The 24,328-nt window shown below is 49.0% G+C and carries 25 protein-coding genes; 22 read left to right on the top strand and 3 right to left on the bottom strand.

The genetic code is table 11. From position 1 onward, the window contains the following. The first annotated feature begins 50 nt into the window (after positions 1–50). The 12 genes from rnz (at position 51) to ACFRAM_RS01245 (ending at position 11,534) form a co-directional block, all read left to right on the top strand. Positions 51–989, top strand: coding sequence for a ribonuclease Z (gene rnz, locus ACFRAM_RS01300; protein WP_379464217.1), 939 nt, complete (start codon positions 51–53; stop codon positions 987–989). A 224-nt stretch (positions 990–1,213) separates the two neighbouring features. Continuing rightward, positions 1,214–2,002 (top strand): TIGR01457 family HAD-type hydrolase, encoded by a 789-nt coding sequence (locus ACFRAM_RS01295; protein WP_379464216.1) that lies wholly within the window; start codon positions 1,214–1,216, stop codon positions 2,000–2,002. Between the two features lie 47 nt (positions 2,003–2,049). Then, the gene (locus ACFRAM_RS01290) at positions 2,050–2,865 is read left to right on the top strand and encodes an Fpg/Nei family DNA glycosylase (protein WP_379464215.1); all 816 of its coding nucleotides are present in this window, start codon (positions 2,050–2,052) and stop codon (positions 2,863–2,865) included. Then, on the top strand, positions 2,855–3,712 hold the full coding sequence (locus ACFRAM_RS01285) for a deoxyribonuclease IV (protein WP_379464731.1): 858 nt from the start codon (positions 2,855–2,857) through the stop codon (positions 3,710–3,712). Before ACFRAM_RS01290 ends, ACFRAM_RS01285 begins: the two co-directional genes overlap by 11 nt. 2 nt (positions 3,713–3,714) lie before the next feature. Beyond that, positions 3,715–4,059 (top strand): cyclic-phosphate processing receiver domain-containing protein, encoded by a 345-nt coding sequence (locus ACFRAM_RS01280; protein ID WP_379464214.1) that lies wholly within the window; start codon positions 3,715–3,717, stop codon positions 4,057–4,059. After that, complete coding sequence (locus tag ACFRAM_RS01275; protein WP_379464213.1) at positions 4,056–4,388, top strand: thioredoxin family protein; 333 nt, start codon at positions 4,056–4,058, stop codon at positions 4,386–4,388. Before ACFRAM_RS01280 ends, ACFRAM_RS01275 begins: the two co-directional genes overlap by 4 nt. After that, positions 4,385–5,167 carry an ABC transporter ATP-binding protein gene (locus ACFRAM_RS01270; protein WP_379464212.1) on the top strand — a complete coding sequence of 261 codons (783 nt, stop codon included), beginning with the start codon at positions 4,385–4,387 and terminating at the stop codon, positions 5,165–5,167. The genes ACFRAM_RS01275 and ACFRAM_RS01270 overlap by 4 nt, the downstream gene beginning before the upstream one ends. Further along, on the top strand, positions 5,158–6,228 hold the full coding sequence (locus ACFRAM_RS01265; protein ID WP_379464730.1) for an SAM-dependent methyltransferase: 1,071 nt from the start codon (positions 5,158–5,160) through the stop codon (positions 6,226–6,228). Before ACFRAM_RS01270 ends, ACFRAM_RS01265 begins: the two co-directional genes overlap by 10 nt. Positions 6,229–6,935: 707 nt before the next feature. After that, entirely contained in the window at positions 6,936–8,438 is a 1,503-nt protein-coding gene (locus ACFRAM_RS01260) for a serine/threonine protein kinase (protein ID WP_379464211.1), read from the top strand. A gap of 339 nt (positions 8,439–8,777) precedes the next feature. Further along, on the top strand, positions 8,778–10,331 hold the full coding sequence (locus ACFRAM_RS01255) for an ABC-F family ATP-binding cassette domain-containing protein (protein WP_379464210.1): 1,554 nt from the start codon (positions 8,778–8,780) through the stop codon (positions 10,329–10,331). 20 nt (positions 10,332–10,351) lie between these two features. Further along, the gene (locus tag ACFRAM_RS01250; protein WP_379464209.1) at positions 10,352–10,660 is read left to right on the top strand and encodes a Dabb family protein; all 309 of its coding nucleotides are present in this window, start codon (positions 10,352–10,354) and stop codon (positions 10,658–10,660) included. A gap of 124 nt (positions 10,661–10,784) precedes the next feature. Next, positions 10,785–11,534: a winged helix-turn-helix domain-containing protein gene (locus ACFRAM_RS01245; RefSeq protein WP_379464208.1), complete on the top strand. Its 750-nt coding sequence runs from the start codon at positions 10,785–10,787 to the stop codon at positions 11,532–11,534. 43 nt (positions 11,535–11,577) lie between these two features. Here ACFRAM_RS01245 and ACFRAM_RS01240 read toward each other — a convergent pair whose 3' ends face one another. Next, entirely contained in the window at positions 11,578–12,078 is a 501-nt protein-coding gene (locus ACFRAM_RS01240) for a C40 family peptidase (RefSeq protein ID WP_175373254.1), read from the bottom strand. Positions 12,079–12,360: 282 nt separating this feature from the next. Next, the gene (locus ACFRAM_RS01235; RefSeq protein WP_379464206.1) at positions 12,361–13,002 is read right to left on the bottom strand and encodes a thiamine diphosphokinase; all 642 of its coding nucleotides are present in this window, start codon (positions 13,000–13,002) and stop codon (positions 12,361–12,363) included. 178 nt (positions 13,003–13,180) lie between these two features. Here ACFRAM_RS01235 and ACFRAM_RS01230 point away from each other — a divergent pair, with 178 nt between their 5' ends. Beyond that, positions 13,181–13,645 carry a low molecular weight protein-tyrosine-phosphatase gene (locus ACFRAM_RS01230; RefSeq protein ID WP_379464729.1) on the top strand — a complete coding sequence of 155 codons (465 nt, stop codon included), beginning with the start codon at positions 13,181–13,183 and terminating at the stop codon, positions 13,643–13,645. Between the two features lie 148 nt (positions 13,646–13,793). Here the strand turns inward: ACFRAM_RS01230 and ACFRAM_RS01225 are convergent, their stop codons facing one another. Further along, on the bottom strand, positions 13,794–14,519 hold the full coding sequence (locus ACFRAM_RS01225; RefSeq protein ID WP_379464204.1) for an alpha/beta hydrolase: 726 nt from the start codon (positions 14,517–14,519) through the stop codon (positions 13,794–13,796). 268 nt (positions 14,520–14,787) lie between these two features. Between ACFRAM_RS01225 and pdhA the strand changes: the two genes are divergently transcribed. The 9 genes from pdhA (at position 14,788) to ACFRAM_RS01180 (ending at position 24,292) form a co-directional block, all read left to right on the top strand. Continuing rightward, positions 14,788–15,855, top strand: a complete 1,068-nt coding sequence (gene pdhA, locus ACFRAM_RS01220; RefSeq protein ID WP_175373251.1) for a pyruvate dehydrogenase (acetyl-transferring) E1 component subunit alpha — start codon at positions 14,788–14,790, stop codon at positions 15,853–15,855. Between the two features lie 14 nt (positions 15,856–15,869). After that, on the top strand, positions 15,870–16,847 hold the full coding sequence (locus ACFRAM_RS01215) for an alpha-ketoacid dehydrogenase subunit beta (RefSeq protein WP_379464202.1): 978 nt from the start codon (positions 15,870–15,872) through the stop codon (positions 16,845–16,847). Positions 16,848–16,895: 48 nt separating this feature from the next. Further along, positions 16,896–18,218 carry a dihydrolipoamide acetyltransferase family protein gene (locus tag ACFRAM_RS01210; RefSeq protein WP_379464200.1) on the top strand — a complete coding sequence of 441 codons (1,323 nt, stop codon included), beginning with the start codon at positions 16,896–16,898 and terminating at the stop codon, positions 18,216–18,218. Between the two features lie 4 nt (positions 18,219–18,222). After that, positions 18,223–19,635 carry a dihydrolipoyl dehydrogenase gene (gene lpdA, locus ACFRAM_RS01205; RefSeq protein ID WP_379464198.1) on the top strand — a complete coding sequence of 471 codons (1,413 nt, stop codon included), beginning with the start codon at positions 18,223–18,225 and terminating at the stop codon, positions 19,633–19,635. 141 nt (positions 19,636–19,776) lie between these two features. Beyond that, a complete protein-coding gene (locus ACFRAM_RS01200; protein ID WP_379464728.1) occupies positions 19,777–20,463 on the top strand; it encodes a class I SAM-dependent methyltransferase in 687 nt (228 codons plus the stop codon). A gap of 57 nt (positions 20,464–20,520) precedes the next feature. Then, positions 20,521–20,766: a hypothetical protein gene (locus tag ACFRAM_RS01195; RefSeq protein WP_379464196.1), complete on the top strand. Its 246-nt coding sequence runs from the start codon at positions 20,521–20,523 to the stop codon at positions 20,764–20,766. A 497-nt stretch (positions 20,767–21,263) separates the two neighbouring features. After that, complete coding sequence (thyA, locus tag ACFRAM_RS01190; RefSeq protein ID WP_379464194.1) at positions 21,264–22,058, top strand: thymidylate synthase; 795 nt, start codon at positions 21,264–21,266, stop codon at positions 22,056–22,058. Positions 22,059–22,083: 25 nt separating this feature from the next. Further along, entirely contained in the window at positions 22,084–22,581 is a 498-nt protein-coding gene (locus ACFRAM_RS01185; RefSeq protein ID WP_379464192.1) for a dihydrofolate reductase, read from the top strand. Between the two features lie 223 nt (positions 22,582–22,804). Continuing rightward, entirely contained in the window at positions 22,805–24,292 is a 1,488-nt protein-coding gene (locus ACFRAM_RS01180; RefSeq protein WP_175373243.1) for a glutamate synthase subunit beta, read from the top strand. Positions 24,293–24,328 lie beyond the last annotated feature (36 nt).

Here is a 24,328-nt window from a genome sequence, read left to right as displayed (position 1 = left end):
GGAATAATAGAAGAACGGCTAAGACACAATGCACAGAAAGGAGTAGAGCTATGGAAATATACTTCTTAGGAACCAATGCCGGGGTGCCGACCTTACAAAGAAACGTGACTTCGATTGCCTTGCGTCTGATGGAAGAGCGGCGCAGCTTCTGGATGTTTGATTGCGGAGAAGGGACACAACATCAGGTTCTTCGCTCTCCGCTGCGACTCGGCAAGTTGGAGAAGATCTTCATCACTCACTTGCACGGTGACCATTTGTTCGGATTGCCTGGATTAATCTCCAGTCGCGGCTATCAAGGAGGTACTGCTCCACTTACTGTATATGGACCTCCGGGGTTGAAAGATTATCTCGAGATCTCGTTGTCCGTCAGTCAGTCCCGTATCCCTTATAAGCTGGAAATCGTGGAGCATACCGGGGGAGTTGTGTTCGAGGACGCAAGCTTCCGTGTGGAGGCGGGCCTGCTTGAGCACCGGATTGATAGTTATGGATACCGTGTAACGGAAAAGGACAGCCCCGGCAGCCTCAATACAGAACGTCTGCTAGGCTATGGACTTAAACCGGGTCCCCTGTACGGCAAGCTGAAGAAAGGGGAGGCCGTAACAACACCGGATGGGTTGGTCATCCAACCTGCTGATGTTGTTAACGAGCCGAAGCGTGGTCGCATCGTAACAGTGCTTGGAGACACAAGACCCTGTGAGGAAGCCCTTCGCCTCTCACTGGATGCCGACCTGATGATTCATGAAGCCACCTTCGCACATGATCTGGCAGAAATGGCTCATCAGTATCATCACAGTACGGCAAGGCAGGCTGCGGAGACTGCACGCGACGCCGGAGCACGTTCATTACTTCTAACCCATTTCAGTTCCCGGTACATTTCATTTGATGAACTGGCTCCGCTTCAGGAAGAGGCGCAAGCCGTCTTCCCGGAGACGTTACTAGCCGAAGAGTTCAGCACATTTCCAGTGTTTCGGAGAGCGCCCGGAAAATAATTATTTTCCGGGAAAGCGCAGGAACTGACAGCCTTGTCCAAAAAATGCCGGAACCCAATCCGGGTTCGATTTGGGTCGACAAAGTGCGTTGAAATATAAAGGCTTTATGGTGAAAGTTGTATTGGAGTAATCTGGAAGCCTTATAACATAAGGGAATATTTAATTCATTGTATGATTAATTCACATCATTAAATATAGTTCTTGCCATTGGCAAAGGAGAAGCTATGAATAAAATCTCAGGATTGCTAATTGATCTCGATGGAACCTTGTATCATGGTCATACGATGATTGCGGGCGCGGATACCTTGATTGCTGGCTTAAGAAAAGCGAATATCCCCTTCTTGTTCGTGACCAATAATTCTTCGCGTACAGCGGAGGACGTAGCGACACATTTGCGAGGTATGGGAATTGAAGCCAAGGCTGATGAAGTATGCACTTCCTCGCTGGCGGCTGCCCGCTATATTGCCGAGGAATCGCCAGGGGCATCCGTGGCGATACTTGGAGAAAAAGGCTTGCACCAAGCTTGTGAAGAGGCGGGTCTGAATATTGTGACAGAATCGCCCCAGTATGTCGTTCAAGGAATCGATCGTTCCTTTACATATGACAAGCTGGCACAGGCCCAGCGCTGGATTTTGGGTGGTGCCCGATCAGTACTGACGAACCCGGATCTGATGCTGCCAGGTGATGGCGGAATCATGCCAGGTGCAGGAACGATCGGGGCTGCTATTGAAGCAGCCACCGGGGTTGCTCCAGTAGTTATTGGCAAACCGCATTCCCACCTGATAGCATATGCAACAGATCGGCTGGGGATTGAGCCCGGAGATGCTATTATGGTTGGAGACAACATGCGGACGGATATCGCAGCAGGTGCACGTGCAGGCTGCCAAACCATATTGGTCTATACAGGGCTCACCAATGCTGAGAACCTGGAACATTATAAAGAGATCACGGGAATTACCCCGGATGTCATTTGTGCCGATTTAACTGAACTTCAAGCATTTCTCGGTGTATAATGGCATAGGAACAACCATTCCACCAACCTAGAAGGGAAGATTGAGATATGCCGGAACTGCCGGAAATGGAGAACTATAGACAAAGGCTTGGTCAACATATTATCAACGTGCCGATTACAGGCGTAACTGTGAATAGAGAGAAGTCCATTAATCTGGAGACTGAGGCGTTCACTCAAGCACTGGTCGGCGCGCGTGTTGTATTTGTGGAGAGACGTGCTAAGCATATTTTGTTCCACTTGCATGACGGCCGCAGACTGCTGCTGCATTTAATGCTCGGCGGATTGCTTTTCTATGGCACTGAGGAAGAAAGACCGGACCGCAACACTCAGGTGGAGATAACTTTTGGCGATCATATTCTCTATTTCATGGGTTTGCGGCTAGGCTACCTGCATCTGCTGTCGGTTAAGGAAGCGGAAGCCGCCATGGGCAAGCTTGGACCAGAAACGTTAGATCGCCGGATGACCCTGGAGCGTTTCACAGGGATGCTCAAGGGTCGGCGCGGCGCGCTGAAGAGCCTGCTTGTGAATCAACAGTTCATCGCTGGCATAGGCAACTGCTATGCTGATGAGATTGCTTTTGAAGCCAGATTGCTGCCTTCTGCGCTTGTGCAGAACCTGACACAGGATTCCATCGCAAGATTGTATGAGGCCATCCGTAAGGTTTTGACCGACGCAACCGAGATCGGCGGCTATATGGAAATGCCATTTATGAATGGCGATACCGTCACAGGAACGTATAACGATCGGTGCATGGTGTATGACCGTGAAGGCGAACCTTGCCTGCGCGGAGGGGGAACAGTTGTTAAAATCGAGCTGTCCGGACGCAAAGTGTTCTATTGCCCGGACTGCCAGCATGAACAATAGCCCTAAAATCGGGGCACATGTCAGCATCCGCGGCGGATACGGCCGAGCGGCCCGGTTCGCCTGGGAGAGCGGTGCGACAAGCTTTCAGTATTTTCCGAAAAATCCGCGCAGTCTGAAGCTTAAACCGGTCGATGGCCGGGATGCTGAGGACTGCGCATCCTTTTGTCGGGAGCACGGAATCGTCTCTATTGCCCACACGCCTTATCCGACCAATATGGCGGCGGGGAAGGGTGCTGCAACACCTGGAGCGGTTATGGTGTCCTCGCTGCGAAATGATCTGGAGATTGCCGAAGCTTGCGGCTCTCTGGGGATTGTCGTGCATTTTGGACAATTTGGCGGGATGGAGCCGTTACAAGGCTATCAAAATATTATACAATGTATGAATGAAACCTTGGCGTCGTGGGAAGGCCGAACCAAGCTCTTAATCGAGAATCAAGCCGGCAATCACGGCCGGGAGGGTATGACGCTGGAGGAATTGGTGAAGGTTCGTGAACTAAGCCAATATCCGGAGAAAATCGGCTTCTGCTTCGATACTTGCCATGCTTATGCCGCTGGAATCTGGAACCCGGAAGATACGGAGGCACTGCTCCGTCGTGGAGACGACCTCGGCTATTGGCAGAATCTCGTTGCCATACATCTCAATGATTCAAAGTACCCTTTAGCCTCACGCAGGGACAGACACGCTGCCATTGGGCAGGGGTATATCGGAGAGAAGGGTCTGGCTGGACTATTGACGTCAGAGCCGCTGCAGGGTGCAGCGCTTGTTATGGAGACAGAGAAGGGACCGGACGGAAGTCATTCCCGAGAGATATCCCTGGTAAAGGCCTGGTTTGGAACGGAGGATTGACCTTGATTAACGTATATATGGATGATTACCGTAAGCGGCCGGAGGGTTTTGCGTTGGCCCGGACGACAGAAGAATGTCTGATGCTGCTGCGGGATTGTGAAGTTGATATTTTATCGCTGGATTATGACATGGGTCCTGATGACCATAATGGCGGTGAAGTGGCTAAACGGATCGTGCTGGAGGGTTTGTTCCCTCGTTGTATTTTTCTGCACACCTCTAGTCCTTGGGGCCGCAAGGAAATGTTCGAAATCCTGTACCCGGCTAAGCCGGATGGAACGGCTCTGCATAACGGTCCGCTAAGTGCGGAGCAACTGTACAAGATTGCTTCTGGTGCCGATGCCTTATGATGACACAGGAGATAAAGGAATCGGAATTACTGAAAGCACTGGAGATTCCCGGCCAGCCGCTGGTAGTCTTTCTTCATACACCACTATGCGGAACCTGTAAAGTTGCCCACCGAATGTTGGAGATCGCAGGACATTTGCTGCCAGAGGATCTTGTGATTCACGAGGCAAATGTCAACATGCTGCCCGAAATTGTGGGGAGTTACCGTATATCCAGTGTACCTGCTCTTCTAGTGGCTCAAGCTTACCGCCTGACACCGCCAGAAGTTCATTATGCGATGAGTTCGGTAGAACGGGTGCTGGAATACATAAGGAGGGGGATTACGCCATGATATCATTACAACATCTTACGCTCCGCAGGGAAGAGAGTCTGATCCTAGACGATGTGTCGCTGGAAATTAAAGAAGGTGAAAACTGGGCAATTCTGGGCCGGAATGGTTCCGGTAAAACCACGATTCTGGAGATGCTGACCGGATATATGTTTCCGAGTAGCGGCACAATCGAGGTTCTTGGCAATCTTTACGGACAATGCGATCTGCGCGAAGTGCGGAAGGAGATTGGTTATATCGGACCTTCCCTGATGGAGAAGCTGTCGCTCAGCGATCCGGTGTGGGAAGTCGTGGCTACTGGAGCGTATGCTTTCTTGCGTTTCTACCAGAGTATCCCGGAAGATGTAAAGGAACGGGCCCTCGCGCTGCTAAAAGATATGAATCTTGGTGCGCTTGCGTTCCATTCTTTGGGGACTCTTTCACAGGGAGAGCGCAAAAAAGTCATGCTGGCCCGTTGTTTGATGGCTGATCCCAAGCTGCTGGTCATGGATGAACCTTGTGCGGGGCTCGATCTGTACGAGCGGGAGAAAATGCTGGATGAAGTGGACAAGCTGAGACAGCGCAAAGTTACAGTGGTATATGTGACGCATCATATTGAAGAGATTGTGCCGTTGTTCAGTCATGTGGCGTTGATCAAGGACGGAAAGCTGGCCGGTTCCGGCCGCAAGGAAGAAGTATTGACGGACGAGATGATTAGGGCGACCTATGATATCCCTGTCCATGTGGAATGGGAAAACGGTCGTCCCTGGATAAAAATTAGACCTGGAGGCATATCCATTTGAACAACTTGATAGAAGATAGAACGGAGCAGGAAACTGCTTCGGAAGAAGTAATTTCACGTTATATTTGTACTGCCAATCATGGTTTTGCTCCCTATGCGCAGGAAGAGCTGCGCCGTTTGTTCGGGGCTGTAAAAAGCACGCTGTTGCTGCCGGGGGAAATCTTCCTAGCCACCCTTCAGGCAAAGCCTGAGGATGTGGCCGGACTGCTGGCGCAGCAGCCGCCAATCTTCTTACGGCATATTCAGCCTGTGCAATTTCAGGACGAGGGTAGTATGGAAGCATTGCAGCGTCTGGCCACCTACTTGAGCCGTCGCAGTGAGCTGGAAGGCGTGAAGGTGGCGCTGCATGTCCGCAAGAGTGCGGATTGTTTCTGGGAGCAGAGTCCAGGTGAGCTGCGCGAATGGATTCAGGGAGAATTGCAAAACCTTGAAGCTGAGTTCACTGTTCAGGAGCCGGCGTGGGTTATTTCCGTTTACGCGACCCAGGATGCTCTGTACGCCGGGGTTTCACGGCCGGAGGACAACCTCTCCGGCTGGAATGGTGGAGCAATCCGCTTCCGCAAGGAAGACGGGCAAATCTCCCGCGCCAAATTCAAGCTGATGGAAGCGGAGAAGGAGTTCGGCATTCCATTTGCGAACTTCCGCAATGCCGTGGACATCGGTGCATCGCCGGGCGGATGGACCTCATTCCTTCTGGAACGTGGCATAAAGGTCACAGCCGTAGATCCGGCATTGATGCACGCTTCCTTGCGTAACGCTCCTGGTCTAAAGGTGCTGCGCAAGAACGCCGGAGATGTGAAATTCAAGGATCACGAATTTGATCTCTTCGTTTGCGATATGAGCTGGAGTCCTAAGCTGATGGCGAAGCTTGTGACATCACAACTGCACAGCTTGGCTCCTGGAGGGACTGCCATCGTGACAGTGAAGCTGATGCACAAGAAGCCACTTGCGCTGATTAAGGAGCTCATCGCTATGTTCGAGAGCGAGCGCATGCAAATCCAGCGGGCGAAGCAGCTGTTCCATAACCGTGATGAGATTACACTTTATATGATTAAGTATTAACTACATTATTAGTTTATGTTCTGGGAAAGCATCCCGTTGACGACCGGCGTACCGCCGGTAATGCGTCTGCGGCGGTGCTTTCTTTTTTTATATATTTTTATTCTGGCTCAATATCATCATCTGAGATTAGCAAAAAAATATGAACAAACGACTTCGTGAGAACATCGGTTTGGCAGATTGGAGCTTATTTTTTGTGGAGTGAAGCTTATTTATAGAAGCCAACGGACTGTATAGCCGTTATTTGCGGGATGAAGCTGTTCTGGAGCATGTAGCGGACTCAGATGACGTTATTTCCTACTGAACAGCAAAATTTACACAGAATTTCTGCTCATAGCGGCTCTGGAGTCCGTTAGCTTCTTGAATCAGCTTGCTGAATAGGTATAGCGTCTCTGAGGTCCGTTAGCTTCTTGAATCAGCTTGCTGAATAAGGCATAGCGTCTCTGAGGTCCGTTAGCTTCTTGAATCAGCTTGCTGAATAGGTATAGCGTCTCTGAGGTTCGTTAGCTTCTTGAATCAGCTTGCTGAATAGGTATAGCGTCTCTGAGGTCCGTTAGCTTCTTGAGATAGCTTGCTGGATAAGGCATAAGGTCTCTGGAGTCCGCTCTCTCAGTAAATAATCCTTGAGTGGGCAAGCCTTGGTTTCGAGACAGATCTTTTATTCTATCACTGAATTTACAATGAGCAATCATAAAGGGGGAGATGTGTATATGCTGTATCCATCGAAACTAGCAGTAGGACAATTAATTGAAGAACGCTATCGGGTCGCCGAGCTAATCGGGTCCGGGGGGATGAGCCATGTGTACCTGGCCGAAGACCTGCGGTTGCCCGGCAAGTGGTGGGCGGTGAAGGAAAGTGTAAGCCCAGGCATAACGGAATATGCTTCTGGTGATATTGTAGCCGAGGCGGAACTGCTGATTTCCTTGAATCATCCCAGGCTGCCGAGAGTGACTGATTTCTACCCACCCGATAAAGACGGATATTCTTATCTGGTGATGGATTATATCAAAGGGGTAACATTGAGCCGTTATATGGAGCAACACCCGGGGCCACTGCCTTGGGATCGAGTGATCCAGTATGCCGTGCAACTGCTTGAAGTGCTGAAGTACCTGCATAATCTGCCTACACCGATTATCTATCGGGATCTGAAACCGTCCAATATCATGCTTACAGGGCAGCATGAATTGGTGCTGATCGATTTTGGCATTGCCCGAAACTATGGACGCTCAGGGGATGCCGATACGAACAAGCTGGGGACTGTAGGCTTTGCTGCGCCGGAGCAGTATGCCGGGCAGAGCCAGCCGGTCTCTGACCTCTATGGCCTTGGGGCTCTGCTGCTCCATTTGGTCACCGGGGGCAAATACTGCAGTTGGGAGCCAGGCATGGAGTCTAGGCTGCAGGGTGTCGTCCCTTCCCAATTCATTCCGGTTCTGCGCCGCTTGCTCAGGGAACGGCCCGAAGAGAGGTATCCCAGTGCCGCCTCGGTTCTTGATGCGTTGGCTTCACTAGATCTCAGCGGCCGAACACGAGTGGAGGAGACACCATCACGCCTGACCTCACGCGTGACGGATGCAGTTGTTGTGTCGCTGGCTGGTACAGCAAGTGGGCTTGGGACGACGCATACTTCATTAGCTGTAGCAGCTCGCCTGTCCAGGTACGGTCTCACGGCCTGGGTTGACGGCTCTCCGGATGGCGGAGTGTTCCATAATCTTTATGCAATGGTTCAGGGGCAGGAACTCGTTCCAACCGGTATGTACGATGTTGCATCCTTTGCGTGGAACAATGTTCATTACTGGACTTGTCCGGATAAAGGGAGCGGCAGGCTCCCAGAGGGCGATTATTCTTTCATTGTACTGGACCTTGGTACCGCCAGCGGAGAAGGAGCCCTCGAAGAGTTCGATCAGAGCGATATGCCGCTGCTGATTGCTTCAGGAGCAGACTGGCGTCTTGGGGAGGTGCTGCATTTGCTTCGCCGGCGTCGGCTTAAGCCGCAGCGGGACTGGAAGGTGGTTCTGCCGCTGGCTGGAGACAAAGCTGCTGTTCTGCTGAAGAAGGCGCTAGGTACAGCCGAGGTGTACGCATTGCCTCTGCAGCATGATCCTTTCCGGTCCAAGGGAAGGCTCGGTGATGTGCTGGAAGTGATACTGGAGGAGGCCATCGACATGCGGAAGCCGCAGCGGCGCAGTGCTCTTTTTCGCGGGAAAAGGCAGTAATTAAAAGCGAGAAGGAGCGGAGGGGAAGGTTTGGAGCTGTAGGAGCGATAATGTTCGCCTGAAAGCTTTCTGCAGGAAAGCCCGCATCGGAAGCGTACGCGTAATCTATTCGCGGATTTTATCCGCGAATAACGGTATAATCAAAGAAAACTGGACACAACAGCGGCCGGAAGTTCAAACATTCGCTGTAGTGACGACCGAGACTTAAGTGAAAACCTTAAAGTTTGTCTTATTTAATTTTCTGTGTCAGAGTGACGCATACTTATGCTAAAATGAATCGTTGTATGTTACGCAATCTCGCCTCATTTTAAAATATAGATAGGAGCTTGCAGAGAAGTTATGAGTTTACTGACAGTAGAAGAGGTTGCCCACAATTTCGGTGAACGCCAGTTGTTCAAGGATGTATCGTTCCGGCTGTTGGCCGGCGAGCATGTCGGATTGGTTGGAGCGAATGGTGTAGGCAAATCGACATTGATGAATATTTTGACAGGAAAACTGCTGAAAGACAGCGGGAAAGTTGAATGGACGCCGCGTGTGCGCTATGGTTATCTGGATCAACATACGAAGCTGACGCCCGGCAAAACCATACGTGATGTGCTGAAAGATGCCTTCCTCCCGCTGCTGGAACTAGAACGGGAAATGATGGCCATTACCGACAAGATGGGTGAAGCCACGCCTGAAGAGCTTGAAGTGCTGCTGGAGCAGATGGGTGAGATTCAAGAGGAGCTGGAGATTGGCGACTTTTATCTGATCGATGTGAAGGTAGAAGAAATGGGGAATGGTCTCGGCTTATCTGCGATCGGTTTGGATCGTGATGTAGCTTCCCTGAGCGGGGGGCAGCGGACCAAGGTGCTTTTGGCCAAGCTACTGCTTGAGAAGCCTAGTGTACTGCTGCTTGATGAGCCTACCAACTATCTTGATGTGGAACATATCGACTGGCTGACAAATTACTTGAAGCAATATCCGTACGCCTTTATTCTGATCTCCCATGATACGGAATTCATGAACAAGGTCGTGAATGTTGTCTATCATCTGGAGTTTACGAAGCTGACCCGATATACCGGGAACTATGAGCGTTTCCTTGAGATGGCAGAACTGAACAAGAACCAGCATATTGAAGCTTATGCGAAGCAACAGGAGTTCATCAAAAAGCAAGAGGATTTCATTCAGCGCAATAAAGCGCGGGCTTCAACTTCTGGCCGGGCCAAGAGCCGCGAGAAGCAATTGGATCGGATGGAAAGAATCGACCGGCCAGATGAAGCGGCTAAACCGACCTTCGTCTTCAAGGAATCACGGGCTAGCGGTAAAACAGTCTTCGAAGGCATTGACTTTGAAATTGGCTATGATCGCCCGCTTCTGCCGAAGTTGAATATGACCATTGAACGTGGTGAGAAGATTGCCATTGTCGGCTGCAACGGTGTCGGTAAATCGACACTGCTGAAGACGATTCTAGGCGTAATCCCGGCATACAGCGGAAAAACGTATCTTGGTGATTACCTCACACCGGCATACTTTCAGCAAGAGGTTAAGGCTGCCAATATTACGCCGATTGATGATGTATGGAACGAGTTCTCCAGTCTTAATCAGCACGAGGTGCGTGCGCATTTGGCCCGCTGTGGCCTGAAAAATGAGCATATCACCCGTCCGCTCAGTATGTTAAGCGGTGGGGAACAAGCTAAGGTGCGTTTGTGTAAGCTGCTGATGCGTGAGAGCAATTGGGTGCTGTTCGATGAGCCGACCAATCACCTTGATGTGATCGCCAAAGCAGAATTGAAACGTGCATTGCGGGAATACAAAGGGACTGTTCTGCTCGTGTCCCACGAACCGGAATTCTATGAAGACTGGGTAACGAAGACTTGGGATGTCGAGCAGTGGTCGTCACAATCTGTATAAATAATGGGGAGGCAAACAACATGAACAACGGAATTCTTCGGCATATGGTTTACTTCAGCTTGAAATATCCGGTGGATGCACCGGAGACAGCAGCATTTCTCAAGGATGGGGAGAGAATCTTAACCTCCATTACAGGGGTAAAAGAATTTGAGGTCCTGCGTCAAGTCAGCCCGAAATGCGATTTCCATTTTGGCTTCAGCATGGAGTTTGACGGCCAGGAAGCTTTTGATACTTACATGAATCACCCCATCCATCAGGAATTTGTAAAGCAACGGTGGGAGACGGAAGTAGCGAAGTTTCAAGAAATCGATGTTGTAAAAGGAAACTGACAACAAAATAAAGAGGGAGCATTTCATCGACGATGGAATGCTCTTTTTGTATATGGGGCACGCTAGGGTTACCTGTGCCGGGATGCCCGGCAGCGGTGAAGTCTTGACGCGGAGGACGGCAACGGTGAACGAGAGAATCGTATGGTTCCAAGAAGAACGGAAGAGCAGCAGACAAGAGCCGAGCACCGGGACTTATATTCAGGAAAAAACAGATCATGACGCTGTCCTCCAGGCCTTGCTGGAAGCAGGCCTGGAAATAACAATGAGCGAAGATCTGCGCGATCTGCGCTCATTGTTAGCTGGAGGCGAGCCCTCGCTACTCTTGACTGAGCTGGAGCGGGCTGATGAATGGGAGGGCTGGCAACTCGTTACCGAGCTACGGGATCAAGGGATGGATCTACCCGTACTCGTCATGTCAGGAGCAGGCTCTGGAGAAGATGCGGTAGCAGCTTTCAAGGCAGGGGCAAATGATTATCTGTCCCGACCCATTCATACAGGGGAACTGACCTGTCGTATCTTAAATTTACTAATTCTCAGCGGACGCCGCCGCAAGAATCATCTTTTGAAAATTGACGGGTTGATTCTGGACCCTAGCTGCCGGCATGTGAACCGGGATGGTAACCAGCTGAAGTTAACAGGCAAAGAGTTCGACTTGCTCTATTACCTGGCAGCTCATGCAGGACAAATATGCCCCAGAACCGAAATCTTGCAGCAGGTCTGGGGCTATAACTTTGAGGCGGACACCAATGTCGTAGATGTGTATATCCGGCATATCCGCCTGAAGGTGGACAAGGGCTATCGGAACAAACTCATTCACACGATAAGGGGAACCGGCTATGTAATGAGGGCGTCTCACGGAGACGCCACATGCTGAATCCAATCCTCTATCATAGTCAAAACTCTAATCTTTAGAGCTGTTACAGTACGCGGCGGGCTTTCAGGTAAGTTCTTTTCCAGTTGCCGGAGTTCAGATCCGAGACCGTAACACCTGGCGAGCCGTAGGTATGCAGAATTTTACCATTGCCGGCATACACTGCTACGTGAGTAACATTCTTGCCGTTTGCTCTGCTGCCGCTGGAGAAGAATACGAGGTCTCCGACACGCAAATTGGCTTTCGAGACGGCTTTGCCTACTTTGGATTGGGCTACAGAAGTACGGGGCAGATTAACACCGTATTTACCAAAAATATATTTGGTGAACGACGAGCAGTCAAAGGTACGAGTGCTTGAAGTAGATGCTCCGAATTCATAACGAACGCCCATATATTTTTTACCGAGATTTACAATACTTTGTCCTTTAGACGCTGTAGCTGCTGCGGCGTGTGGAGTGCCGATTTCAGTTGCTGCCAGTGTGGACAGGCCAATAGTAGTGCACATCCCGATGACGATTGCTTTTTTGAACCATTGTTGTTTATTCATGTTGTGATTCCCTCCAAGGTTTGTTTCGTATGTTTCGTTTCTTTCGCTGATTCGTAGTATAGCAGGTAATCTAGTGCCTATATATTGGAAGAGGTGGGGCAAATAGAGACGGGGCAAGGGATGTAAGCGTTTTATTAAAAAACGATTAAAAGTTACAAAAAATTAATATTTACAACGGATGATAGAATGAAAAAAGCCGAAAACCCTTTAACAGAAAGGGTTTTCGGCTTATACAAAATGCTTTTAAAAGTAACAACCATGTCTCTAAATCTCGTATGTAATTCAATCCTTGCTCTGAATAATCAGCAGCAGGCCGCTCTCAATCGATACGGTTCCGGACGCCGCCAGCAGTCTGTTGCTCACACCGAGTGATTGACCAAGCTTCAGTGTGGCGTTGCTCAGCGGATATTGAAAGCCTTCCAGCGTAATTCCGGTCACTTCAGGCGTTAGAGGCAGCAGGGATACATAGGTGAAGCCGCGATCCTCAACGAGGGCTTGTGACCCTGTAAGGGTAAGGTAATTATGACTGTCCATGATGGAACAGCTCACCTGACGCTGCATTGCCAGTGTCATCATTTGAATGCTGGCCAGCATATGGTCAATCCGCGATCCTGTCACACCCAGCATGAGGATCGATGAGGGCGATCTGTTCAGCGCCAGGTCCAGAGCCAGCTCGCTGTCGGTCAGGTCTTTGTCTATTGCATCGCAGGTAATGATCTCCCGGCTTCTGTTCCTAATGTCTTGCAGGGCTTCTGGGGATACAGAATCGAAATCTCCGACCGCAAGATCCGGCGTAATCCCATGGTTAATGAGGAATAAGGCACCCCGATCGGCACCGATAATAAAATCCTCTTCATCTAATACATTCAAATGTTCCGGAGACAGCTCCCCACCGGCCCAAATAACGACTCTTCCGGATGGCATCACTAATCCTCCCCTTCCTTACAATTCTAAAGATTCTGATCCAGAACCAAGTATCAAGTATAATGCAGTTTGAAAGGTTGTACAATTGCCCCGGACAACGCTAAAATAAGAATAGCGTGTCCAGCGAGATGCTGGAAGCTGTTGGATTGTATAGAAAAGAGATTTGGAGGTGAGTGAAATCGTAAACGTACTGTTTGTTTGTCTCGGCAATATTTGCCGTTCGCCGATGGCTGAAGCTGTGCTGCGCCACAAGATCCATGAACGCGGCTTGTCTAGTTCGATTACTGTGGATTCTGCTGGAACAGGGGACTGGCATATTGGCAACCCTCCGCATGAAGGGACGCGGCGTATTCTGGATCAGCATGGGATCAGTTATGAGGGGATGAAAGCTCGCCGGGTGTCCAGCGATGATTTTGAGAATTATCAATATATCATTTGTATGGACAATTCTAACGGAACCAATGTGCGGAAGCTCCAGGGCGGAGAAGAGGCCGAGCTGTTGTTCTTTATGGACTTGCTCCCGGAGGAAGAACTGCGTGAAGTGCCGGACCCTTACTTTACCGGAAACTTTGAACAGGTCTATGACCTGATGGATGCTGGTTGCGACGTGCTGTTAGACACCATCGTTAGGGAGAAGCTCTAGTTCATGCTTTAAGATTCGGAACAACCGTCCTTGAGAAGGGCGGGGGACCGTTTCTGCCCCTACCGCCCTGAAAGCGCAATCACACAGGGAATCTACATAATGTTCTCATGATGTTCATTTTTGCATGTCTCAAGACTGTTTCAGGTGTTTAAAAGAAATAGAGTAGCGATTCGGGCAGTTCTTTCTGCCAAAATCCCCAGAGATGAACGCCGTCTTTCTCCCGGTATGATACTGTGGCTCCGCGCTCTTCAAGCAGCGCTTTCGTCTTGCGGTTCATATCAACAAAATCATAAACGCCTGTATCCGTCTTATATTCCGTCTCCTGTAGTCCAACTACCATATTAATAGTAAGCCAAGAGAGATCCTCTTCATCTTCGATCATTTCACGCGTCTCGGGATAAAAGGCGCCGGAAAGGCTGAGGATACGGTTAAATATGGATGGATATGCTAAGGCCAGATGGAGGGACACACTGCCTCCCAGAGAGTCGCCAGCCAGAATACGCTCAGCAGGCGTACGCCGTACCGGATAATTGTGTTCAATGAAGGGGATAATTTCTTCGGCGAAGCAAGACAGGTATTGCTCAAACCGGTTGCCGAATGGCGCGTATTCCTGAGTTCTAACTTTCACGTCAACTTCAACGCCTACAATAATGAAAGGTTCGACATCTTCTTCCAGGATCAGCTGGCCTGCCAGCGTAGCGATTCGTCCGAAGTTGAAGAACTCCTCACCATCCTGGCAGTAGACTACGGGATAACTGAGAACTTCATTGTAGCCGGGCGGGAGGTAGATGCGCAGCTTGCGTTCCTCCTGCAGCGATTCGCTCCACAGGTTTTTTTTAACAATTGTACGTTTCAGAAAAACAGAATCATTCATAGCTGTTCTTGTCACCTTTCTTGTCGAATTTTGCATTCACGACGGCAATACGATAATATTACCAAGGGGTAAATGTGGCATACATCATTTACTTGTCAAAATGAATGGCATCTGTTATATAATTAAATTAAACCTGTTATACATACAAAATTTATGGAAACATAAATTTTATGCGTATTTCTTTGACGAAATAGATAAAACAGGTGTATAATAATTCTATAACAGAGGCAACTGATATTCAAATTTTTTTGTTGAGGTGAAGATGATAATGAGTAAAGTTCCTTATGAAGTGTACACAGAGGACGTCGAGGCTCTTTCGGTACTTTCCCCGGATGGAGAAGTTATCAATAAAGATAAACTGCCTGCTCTTACTGATGATCAATTGAAAGAAATTATGTACCGTATGGTATTTACCCGTACTTGGGATGACCGTGCGGTTAACCTGGGCCGTCAAGGTCGCCTCGGTTTCTATGCACCGGTATCCGGTCAAGAAGCTACAATGATCGGTAGTGAGTTCGCGCTGCAGAAGGAAGATTTCATCTGCCCGGGCTACCGTGATATTCCACAGCTTGTATGGCATGGCCTCCCGCTGTACCAAGCATTCCTGTATTCCCGCGGACACCAACATGGTGGACAAATTCCTGATGGTGTAAACGTACTGATGCCGCAAATCATCATTGGTGCACAAATTCTGCATGCTACAGGGATTGCAATGGGCTTCAAATTGAAGAACCAGAAGAATGTAGCGATTACTTATACAGGTGACGGCGGTTCCTCCGAAGGCGACTTCTATGAAGGCCTTAACTTTGCTGGACGCTTTAAACTGCCTGTAATTTTCTTTGTTCAAAACAACGGTTACGCCATCACCACACCATTCTCGAAGCAAACGGCTTCTAAGTCTATCGCTCACAAAGCGGTTGCAGCCGGTATTCCGGGAATCAAGGTTGACGGTATGGATATCTTCGCGGTTATCAGCGCAGTTCAAGAAGCTGCTGAGCGTGCTCGTAACGGAGAAGGCGCTACCCTGATCGAAGCTGTAACTTACCGTTTCCGTCCACACTCCCTTTCTGACGATGCGAGCAAATACCGCTCTAAGGAAGAAGAAGGACAATGGAGCGAGAAGGACCCAATTGCCCGTCTTGCTAAGTATCTGGAGAAAAAAGGCCTTTGGACCGAAGAAGATACAGCTCGCGTGAAAGAAGAAGCGAAAGCTACTGTTAATGAGCAAATCAAAAAAGCAGAACAAACCGAAAAAATGACCGTTTCCGGCTTGATTGACAGCATGTTCGAGGCAACTCCGAAACATCTGGAAGAGCAAAAAGCCGATTTTGAATAAGGGGGATAACAGGCATGGCACAAATGAACTTGAAAGAAGCGATCCGCGACGCTATCCGCGTTGAACTGAATCGTGACCCTAACGTCCTTGTTTTTGGGGAAGATGTTGGTAATGTAGGCGGTGTATTCCGCACAACTGAAGGTCTGCAAAAAGAATTTGGCGAAGATCGCGTATTCGATACGCCGCTGGCTGAGTCCGCTATCGGTGGTCTGGCTGTAGGTCTTGGTATTCAAGGCTTCCGTCCAATCGCAGAAATTCAATTTATCGGCTTTATTTATGAAGCTCTGGATCAAATCGTAATTCAAGCTGCACGTATGCGCTACCGTTCCGGCGGCAAATACAACTCACCAATCGTATTCCGTACGCCATTTGGCGGCGGTGTTAAAGCGGCTGAGCTGCACACTGACTCCCTGGAAGGTTTGATTGCCCAAAGCCCGGGTATTAAAGTAGTAGTTCCTTCCAACCCTTACGATGCTAAAGGTCTGATGATCGCTTCGATCCGTGACAACGACCCGGTATTCTTCATGGAGCACCTTAACTTGTACCATGCTTTCCGCGCTGAAGTGCCTGAAGGTGAGTACACCGTTGAGCTTGGTAAAGCCAATGTAGTTCGCGAAGGTTCTGATGTTACCATTATCGCTTACGGCCTGATGGTTCACACAGCTACTAAAGCGGCTGATCAACTCGAGAAGGAAGGCATTCAGGCTGAAGTTATTGACCTGCGTACCGTTAGCCCGATCGACATTGACACCATCATGGAATCTGTGAAGAAAACAAACCGTGCAATTGTGGTACAAGAAGCTCAAAAGAGCTCCGGCGTAGCCGCTGAAGTTATTGCACAAATCAACGAAAAAGGTATCCTGCACTTGGAAGCTCCAGTGCTTCGTGTAGCTGGACCGGATACAATTTATCCGTTCGCGCAAATCGAAGATACTTGGTTGCCTAACCCTGCCCGCGTAATTGCAGGCGTTAAGAAAGTTCTGGAATTTTAATATAAACACTCATCACGACATTCTATTACCATAAGGAGGTACTTGAACGTGGCTAAATATAATTACCCGTTCCCTGAGCTGGGCGAAGGCTTGCATGAAGGCGAAATCATCAAAGTGCTTATCAAAGTCGGCGATAAAGTAACCGATGAAGATATCATTATGGAAGTACAAAACGACAAGGCGGTTGTTGAAGTTCCTTGTCCGGTTAACGGTACCGTTCTCGAAGTATTGGCTAAAGACGGCGACGTGTTCCACGTAGGCCAAACTGTAGCTGTAATCGATGCTGAAGGCGATATCCCGGATGATGGAAATGCAGAAGCGCACTCCCAAGAAGCTGACGCAGCAAAAGGTAGCGCAGATACAACTTCTTCTCCTGCAGCAAGCAGCCCTGCTGATGCTAAAGAAGGCGGAGCAGCTCCTGCAGCTGTACCAGCTCCAGACCGTGATGTTCTGGCTACACCAAGCGTACGCAAGTTTGCTCGTGAACAAGGCGTTGACATCTCTAAAGTCAATGGCACTGGTAAAGGCGGAAAAATCACTCGTGAGGATGTTGAAGCCTTCCAAAACGGTGGTTCTGTAGCAGCACCGGCAGCAGCAGCTTCTGCTGAAGCGCCTAAGACTGAAGAGAAAGCTGCTCCGGCAGCAGCAGCTTCTGCAGGCAACGTGAGCCTGGAAGAAGAGCGCGTGCCATTCAAAGGTATCCGCAAAGCAATCTCGAACGCTATGGTTAAATCGGCTTACACTGCACCACACGTTACGATCATGGACGAAGTAGACGTAACTGAACTGGTAGCATTCCGTGCCCGCATGAAACCTGTAGCTGAGAAAAAAGGCGTGAAGGTAACTTACCTTCCGTTCATCGTGAAGGCACTCGTTGCAGCTTCCCGTCAATTCCCTGCGCTTAACGCTTCGATTGACGAAGAGAACAACGAAATTGTCTACAAGAAATACTACAACGTTGGTATCGCAACAGATACTGATAACGGCTTGATCGTTCCAGTTATCAAAGATGCTGACCGTAAGAGCATCTGGATGATTGCTAGCGCCATTAGTGACCTTGCACTGCGTGGTCGTGAAGGCAAGCTGACTCCGAACGAAATGAAAGGCAGCTCCATCTCGATCTCTAACATCGGTTCCGCAGGCGGTATGTTCTTTACTCCAATCATCAACTTCCCTGAAGTTGCGATCCTGGGTACAGGCCGTATCACTGAGAAACCAGTTGTTAAGAACGGTGAAATCGTAGCTGCTCCTGTAATGGCATTGTCCCTGAGCTTTGACCACCGTATTATCGATGGCGCAACAGCACAGAATTTCATGAACTACATTAAGACCTTGCTTGCTAATCCTGATATGCTAGTTATGGAGGTGTAATAATATGGTAGTGGGAGACGCTTCACTCGATATTGATACATTAGTCATTGGTGCAGGTCCCGGCGGATATGTAGCAGCCATTCGTGCAGCTCAGCTTGGTCAAAAAGTGCTTATCGTAGACAAATCGGAACTCGGCGGCGTATGTTTGAACCGTGGTTGTATTCCGTCCAAAGCACTGATCGCAGCAGCTCACTCTTATGAATCTGCACAACACGCTGACGTTTACGGTGTAACAGCTGAGAACGTTAAAGTGGATTTTGCTAAAACACAAGAGTTCAAGAACAAAGTCGTTAAGCAAATGACTACTGGCGTATCTGGCCTTCTGAAAGGCAACAAGATCGAAGTATTCAACGGTGAGTGCATGTTCATCAGCGAAACCGAAGCACGGGTATTCAACGATCACGAATCTCCGCGTTACCGTTTCAAGAACTGCATCATTGCTACAGGTTCCCGTCCAATCGAACTGAAACCTTTCCCGTTCGGCGGTCGTATTCTGTCTTCCACTGAAGCGCTTGAGCTTCCGGAAATTCCGAAGAGCCTGATCGTTATCGGCGGCGGCTACATCGGTGCTGAGCTGGGTCAAATGTACTCTAAATTCGGCACAAAAGTAACTATCATCGAAGGTTTGGATACTGTTCTTCCTGGCTTCGACAAAGACATGACTCGTCTGGTAGCCAAGAACATGGCTAAGACTGGCATTGAGATCGTTACTAATGCTAAAGCTGAGAGTGCTGTACAAAACGACAAGGAAGTTACTGTGAAGTATTCTGTGGGCGGCGAGTCCAAAGAAGTTACTGCAGATTACTTGCTTGTTACCGTTGGCCGTCGTCCAAACACGGATGGTGAGCTTGGTCTGGACCTTATCGGCGTTGAGCTTGACGAGCGCGGTCTGATCAAAGTTGACCACCAAGGACGCACTAACATTCCACACATCTTCGCTATCGGGGACATTGTTCCTGGTCTGGCTCTGGCTCACAAAGCTTCTTACGAAGGTAAAGTTGCTGCAGAAGCGATCGCAGGACACACTTCCGTGGTTGACTACAAAGTCATTCCGGCTGTTGTCTTCACTGATCCTGAGTGCTCCAGCGTTGGCTTGACTGAGAAAGAAGCTAAGGATAAAGGCTACAAAGTGAAGAGCGGCAAGTTCCCGTTCGCGGGTAATGGACGTGCAGTCTCCCTGAACGGTGCAGAAGGCTTCATCAAGATTGTAGCTAACAGCGAGAACAACCTTGTACTCGGCGCGCAAATCGTCGGTATCGAAGCTTCTAACCTGATTGCTGAGCTGGGTCTGGCAATTGAGATGGGCGCTACGCTTGAAGATATCGCATTGACTATCCATGCTCACCCAACCCTTGGTGAAATCGTCATGGAAGCGGCTGAACTGGTTGAAGGTCATCCGATTCACATCTTGAAATAGTATAACAATCGGCCTGTATGTCAGGCTGCTGAAGAGAGCGAGGACGCATATTGCGTCTTTGCTCTCTTTTTTGTTTTCCAAAATTTAGCTGGGGTGATAAACTGGATAAACGCATGATCAATAGGAGGGATGAACGTGGGGATGGACTGGTATGATGAGATTGCCAGAAGGAATGGCGGGTACAGGAATAACGCTGTTTTTTATACAGAAGGGATATCAGCTGAGCCTATATTTGAGCGTAGATTGATTGAGATGCTGCCGGGCTTTGATTCAGTGCTTGATGCGGGTTGTGGCCATGGGGATTTTACTTTACGGATGGCGGAATACACTAATTCCCTCATAGGCTTCGATAACTCCGTGGAAATGATTAATATCGCCCAAAGACTTCTCACCGAGGAGCAGACACCCAATCTCCAGTTTTTCTGGTCTTCGACCAAAGATAAGCTGCCATTTGCCGATCACCAGTTTGACCTCATCTACGACCGCAGAGGACCTACCTCTATCTTGAACCATAGCCGGATTTTACGTCCAGGGGGTACGGTGTTCGGAATTCATTCGGGCGCACTAGACAAGGTCAGAAAGCGGCTAGAGGCAAATGGATTTATACATATAGAGATCGAAGAGTTCCATGATGCGGTTTCCTATTTTCCAGATGAAAAAGAATTTGCAAAATTTATTTCCGGTATTCCTGGTAACCCGGATTATACAGACCCCAAGTATAGTGAGGAACTGGAGAACAAAATTAAAGCACATGTAATCGATGGTCGATTAGGCATCAGGGAGTACAGGTATATTTGGAAGGCCAGAAAGTCGAATAAAGCTGATTAAAGTTGAATAATGATTGGGAAGTGATCCTCATGAGAGCAGACCAGCTACAAGCAGGCGATGAAATACGTATTATTATGCTTTGAGCAGGTAAAAGGCATAGCCATTGGCAGATTTCAAAAGAGTTCAGGTATGACAAGAGAGCTGCTGACCAAAATAATCAAAAGTAAACAGGAGCTGGGGCACCTCCCCGTTATAGCAGATGTAGACTTCGGACATACTTCTCCCATGATTACTTTTCCGGTAGGCGGCCTTGCAAGCTTACATGCTGGTGTACTAAAGATTGAACTACAGATCACTGAATAAGGTGATTCAAATTTATCTATATGCAATTCATTTAATCTATCCTAGGTCGCTCCTGAAGCCTCGTCAGAACCCTCCTTACGGACGTTAAATGGCACCATGGGCCCTAAACGTGTGTTGGGCAAAAAGAAGCTCACAGCCACTCCTGAACGGGTCAGTAATCAACATGATCGATATGCGAGACCTCTTATGAAGAGTATAGGAAGCTGCAAGGGCGATCTGCACCTGTTGTTACAAGGGGAGCGAATCGTCTTTTTATCGTCAGAGCTTTTCTCAAAATCCTGCAGGAAAGGTAGCGAATCGGTTCTGTTTTTCTAGTTTTCTACAGTTTGGCAAGTTACAAGCAGGATCAGGTCGTGGTAAACTAATAGAACGGACGAAATGAAGAGCTGCTCCTTTAGGAGCGGCTTTACGTTTCTCGAAAGGCATATTCAAGGTTAAACAAAAGCAAATGAGAGAACCTTATATGTAATGTCATCAAAGAAGAGGGGCGTTAAACTTTGCGCAATTATTTGGAATTACTTCAGGATGTTTTGGACAACGGGGTGGAAAAAAGTGACCGGACAGGGACTGGTACCCGGTCTGTTTTTGGACGGCAGCTGCGGTTTGACCTTAGTAAAGGCTTTCCGCTTGTTACGACTAAGCGCATCCATTTGAAATCGGTAGTACATGAGCTGCTATGGTTCTTGAAAGGCGAAACTAATATCTCTTATCTCAAAGAGAACGGTGTCTCCATCTGGGACGAATGGGCGGATGAGAACGGCAATTTAGGGCCCGTCTATGGTTCGCAGTGGCGAGCATGGGAGACTGCAGATGGACGGCTTATCGACCAGATTACGAATGTCATCGAGGCGATTAAGAATAACCCAGACTCGCGCAGACACATCGTTAGTGCCTGGAACGTAGGCGAAATTGAGAACATGAAGCTACCGCCGTGCCACTTTGTATTCCAGTTCTATGTAGCAGGTGGAAAGCTGTCCTGTATGCTCACCATGCGTTCGGTGGACACGTTCCTTGGTCTGCCATTCAATATTGCCAGCTATGCGCTGCTGACCCACATGGTCGCCCAGCAGACAGGTCTGGAGGTCGGTGAGTTCATTTGGTCGGGTGCGGATGTGCATATTTATACAAATCACTTGGAACAAGTTGCAACTCAGCTGCAAAGAGATCCGTTTCCGTTGCCAACGCTGAAAATCCGCAGAAAACCAGACAGTATTTTCGATTATGTTTTTGAGGACTTTGAGTTTGAAGGCTATCAGCATCATCCGGGAATCAAGGCACCGGTAGCGATCTAACATCGAAGTGAAAGGAGAGATGGAAATGAGCATCAGCATGATCTGGGCCATGGACATTAAAGGTGTGATCGGCAAGGATAACAGTATGCCCTGGCATTTGCCGCGGGATTTTGCTTTTTTCAAGAGCGAAACGATGGGGAAAACAATGCTGATGGGCCGCAAAACATGGGATTCGTTAGGCGGTAAGCCGCTGAAAGGTAGAACGAGTATAGTGCTGACCAGAGATCACAGCTTTACTGCTGAAGGGGCTGAAGTGGTGCATACACTTGAGGAGGCACTGCAAGCTGCGAAGCGTACGGATGAGTTGATGGTCATCGGCGGAGCCGAGATTTACCGAATCGTGCTGCCTTATGCAGACAAGCTGACCGTGACCCGCATAGAGCATGATTTTGCCGGGGATACCTTCTTTCCAGATGTAAATTGGGATGAATGGAAGGAAGTTTCCAGTACACCGGGGATCAAAGATGAGAAGAATCCGTATGATTACCGTTTTGTAGTTTATGAACGTACGGAGCTGGCGTAAAAGCGTTTTCTCTAACACAACATGTGAAATAGTACAAATAATCAGCAGATTAATCCATTACAGTGCAAAAGTCTGGAATGCTAATATTATTAAAATTAGAAATTGCTAAACGATAGAATGCACAGGACTAAAGTTGCACTGTTCACGACATCATTAAGCCACAGGTATGCTACAATAAACTATAGATATCAACACGAAGAGAACGGATGGGGGAAACGTAAACATGTCTACACCTACAGGTTTTATGGAGTATAAACGCCAGCTCCCAGGTGATCGTGATCCTGAGCAGCGGGTAAAAGATTGGGAGGAGTTCCACCACCATTTATCCGAGGACGAGCTTCGGACACAGGGTGCACGCTGCATGGATTGCGGAACCCCTTATTGTCATACCGGTATTGATATGGCTGGCGGAACCTCAGGTTGTCCTGTACACAACCTGATTCCGGAATGGAATAATCTGGTGTATCGCGGGTTGTGGCGGGAAGCGCTGGAGCGCCTGCACAAGACGAATAATTTTCCTGAATTCACCGGCAGTATCTGTCCAGCTCCTTGTGAAGGCTCATGTACGGTCGGCCTGATTGGCCAGCCGGTTACGATCAAGACTATTGAGCTAGCTATTATCGACAAGGGTTTTGAAGAGGGCTGGGTGGTACCGACACCTCCGGAGAAACGTACGGGCAAGACCGTTGCAATCGTTGGTTCTGGTCCGGCAGGTCTGGCAGCAGCAGCACAGTTGAACAAAGCGGGACATACCGTTACGGTATACGAGCGCAGCGATCGTGTCGGCGGACTTCTGACTTACGGTATTCCAACTATGAAGCTGGATAAACGTGTAGTGCAGCGTCGTGTGGATCTCCTTGCTGCTGAAGGTGTGAACTTTGTAGTGAACACTGAGATTGGTAAGGATATCCCGGCACAACAGCTGGTGGACGAGTTCGACGCAGTCGTACTTTGCGGCGGAGCAACCAAAGCGCGTCAGTTCAACGTCGAAGGCAGTGACCTGAAGGGCGTTATGTATGCAATGGATTACCTGAACGGAACGATCAAGAGCTATCTGAGCTCAAATCTGGAAGATGGCAACTTCGTATCGGCTGCCGGCAAGGATGTTGTTGTTCTGGGCGGTGGAGATACTGGTTCCGACTGTGTTGCTACATCGCTTCGCCACGGCTGTAACAGCATCACCCAGTTTGGTACGCATGAGAAGGCTCCACTGGAGCGTGACCAGATTGCTAACCCTTGGCCACAGTTCCCGAATGTGTATACCCTTGATTATGCACAACAGGAAGCCAAAGCAGTATTCGGCGATGATCCGCGTGAGTTCTCGATCATGACGACTAAGTTTGTTGGGGATGAAGAGGGGAATTTGAAGGAGCTGCACACTGTGCAAATCCGCCGGATGGTTGATGAGACCGGACGCAAAATCTACCAGCCAGTGCCTGGCACAGAAGCGGTTTATCCTGCTCAGCTGGCGCTGATCGCAATTGGTTTTGACGGACCTGAACAAGATCTGGTTCAAGCGTTGAACCTGGAAACAGACCGCCGCACGAACGTGAAGGCACGTTATGGCAAGTTCAACACCAACGTGGAAAAAGTATTTGCTGCGGGTGATATGCGCCGTGGACAAAGCCTTGTGGTATGGGCAATTAACGAAGGTCGCGCAGCGGCCCGTGAAGTTGACAAATTCCTGATGGGCTCCACTGTACTTGTCTAAGAATACCATGATAAAAGCATAAATATTCTTAATCGA

It is taken from the genome of Paenibacillus sp. NPDC056722 (assembly GCF_042790635.1).
GTDB classification, from domain to species: Bacteria; Bacillota; Bacilli; order Paenibacillales; family Paenibacillaceae; genus Paenibacillus_AQ; species Paenibacillus_AQ agri.
This window is presented reverse-complemented; position numbering and strand designations above follow the sequence as displayed.

What these genes read in the sequence shown, in the direction of transcription:
- rnz (WP_379464217.1), top strand. Translation starts at nt 51, where the DNA reads ATGGAAATATACTTCTTAGGAACCAATGCCGGGGTGCCGACCTTACAA.
- ACFRAM_RS01295 (WP_379464216.1), top strand. Translation starts at nt 1,214, where the DNA reads ATGAATAAAATCTCAGGATTGCTAATTGATCTCGATGGAACCTTGTAT.
- ACFRAM_RS01290 (WP_379464215.1), top strand. Translation starts at nt 2,050, where the DNA reads ATGCCGGAACTGCCGGAAATGGAGAACTATAGACAAAGGCTTGGTCAA.
- ACFRAM_RS01285 (WP_379464731.1), top strand. Translation starts at nt 2,855, where the DNA reads ATGAACAATAGCCCTAAAATCGGGGCACATGTCAGCATCCGCGGCGGA.
- ACFRAM_RS01275 (WP_379464213.1), top strand. Translation starts at nt 4,056, where the DNA reads ATGATGACACAGGAGATAAAGGAATCGGAATTACTGAAAGCACTGGAG.
- ACFRAM_RS01270 (WP_379464212.1), top strand. Translation starts at nt 4,385, where the DNA reads ATGATATCATTACAACATCTTACGCTCCGCAGGGAAGAGAGTCTGATC.
- ACFRAM_RS01260 (WP_379464211.1), top strand. Translation starts at nt 6,936, where the DNA reads ATGCTGTATCCATCGAAACTAGCAGTAGGACAATTAATTGAAGAACGC.
- ACFRAM_RS01255 (WP_379464210.1), top strand. Translation starts at nt 8,778, where the DNA reads ATGAGTTTACTGACAGTAGAAGAGGTTGCCCACAATTTCGGTGAACGC.
- ACFRAM_RS01250 (WP_379464209.1), top strand. Translation starts at nt 10,352, where the DNA reads ATGAACAACGGAATTCTTCGGCATATGGTTTACTTCAGCTTGAAATAT.
- ACFRAM_RS01240 (WP_175373254.1), bottom strand. Translation starts at nt 12,078, where the DNA reads ATGAATAAACAACAATGGTTCAAAAAAGCAATCGTCATCGGGATGTGC.
- ACFRAM_RS01235 (WP_379464206.1), bottom strand. Translation starts at nt 13,002, where the DNA reads ATGCCATCCGGAAGAGTCGTTATTTGGGCCGGTGGGGAGCTGTCTCCG.
- ACFRAM_RS01225 (WP_379464204.1), bottom strand. Translation starts at nt 14,519, where the DNA reads ATGAATGATTCTGTTTTTCTGAAACGTACAATTGTTAAAAAAAACCTG.
- pdhA (WP_175373251.1), top strand. Translation starts at nt 14,788, where the DNA reads ATGAGTAAAGTTCCTTATGAAGTGTACACAGAGGACGTCGAGGCTCTT.
- ACFRAM_RS01215 (WP_379464202.1), top strand. Translation starts at nt 15,870, where the DNA reads ATGGCACAAATGAACTTGAAAGAAGCGATCCGCGACGCTATCCGCGTT.
- lpdA (WP_379464198.1), top strand. Translation starts at nt 18,223, where the DNA reads ATGGTAGTGGGAGACGCTTCACTCGATATTGATACATTAGTCATTGGT.
- ACFRAM_RS01200 (WP_379464728.1), top strand. Translation starts at nt 19,777, where the DNA reads ATGGACTGGTATGATGAGATTGCCAGAAGGAATGGCGGGTACAGGAAT.
- ACFRAM_RS01195 (WP_379464196.1), top strand. Translation starts at nt 20,521, where the DNA reads ATGAAATACGTATTATTATGCTTTGAGCAGGTAAAAGGCATAGCCATT.
- ACFRAM_RS01185 (WP_379464192.1), top strand. Translation starts at nt 22,084, where the DNA reads ATGAGCATCAGCATGATCTGGGCCATGGACATTAAAGGTGTGATCGGC.
- ACFRAM_RS01180 (WP_175373243.1), top strand. Translation starts at nt 22,805, where the DNA reads ATGTCTACACCTACAGGTTTTATGGAGTATAAACGCCAGCTCCCAGGT.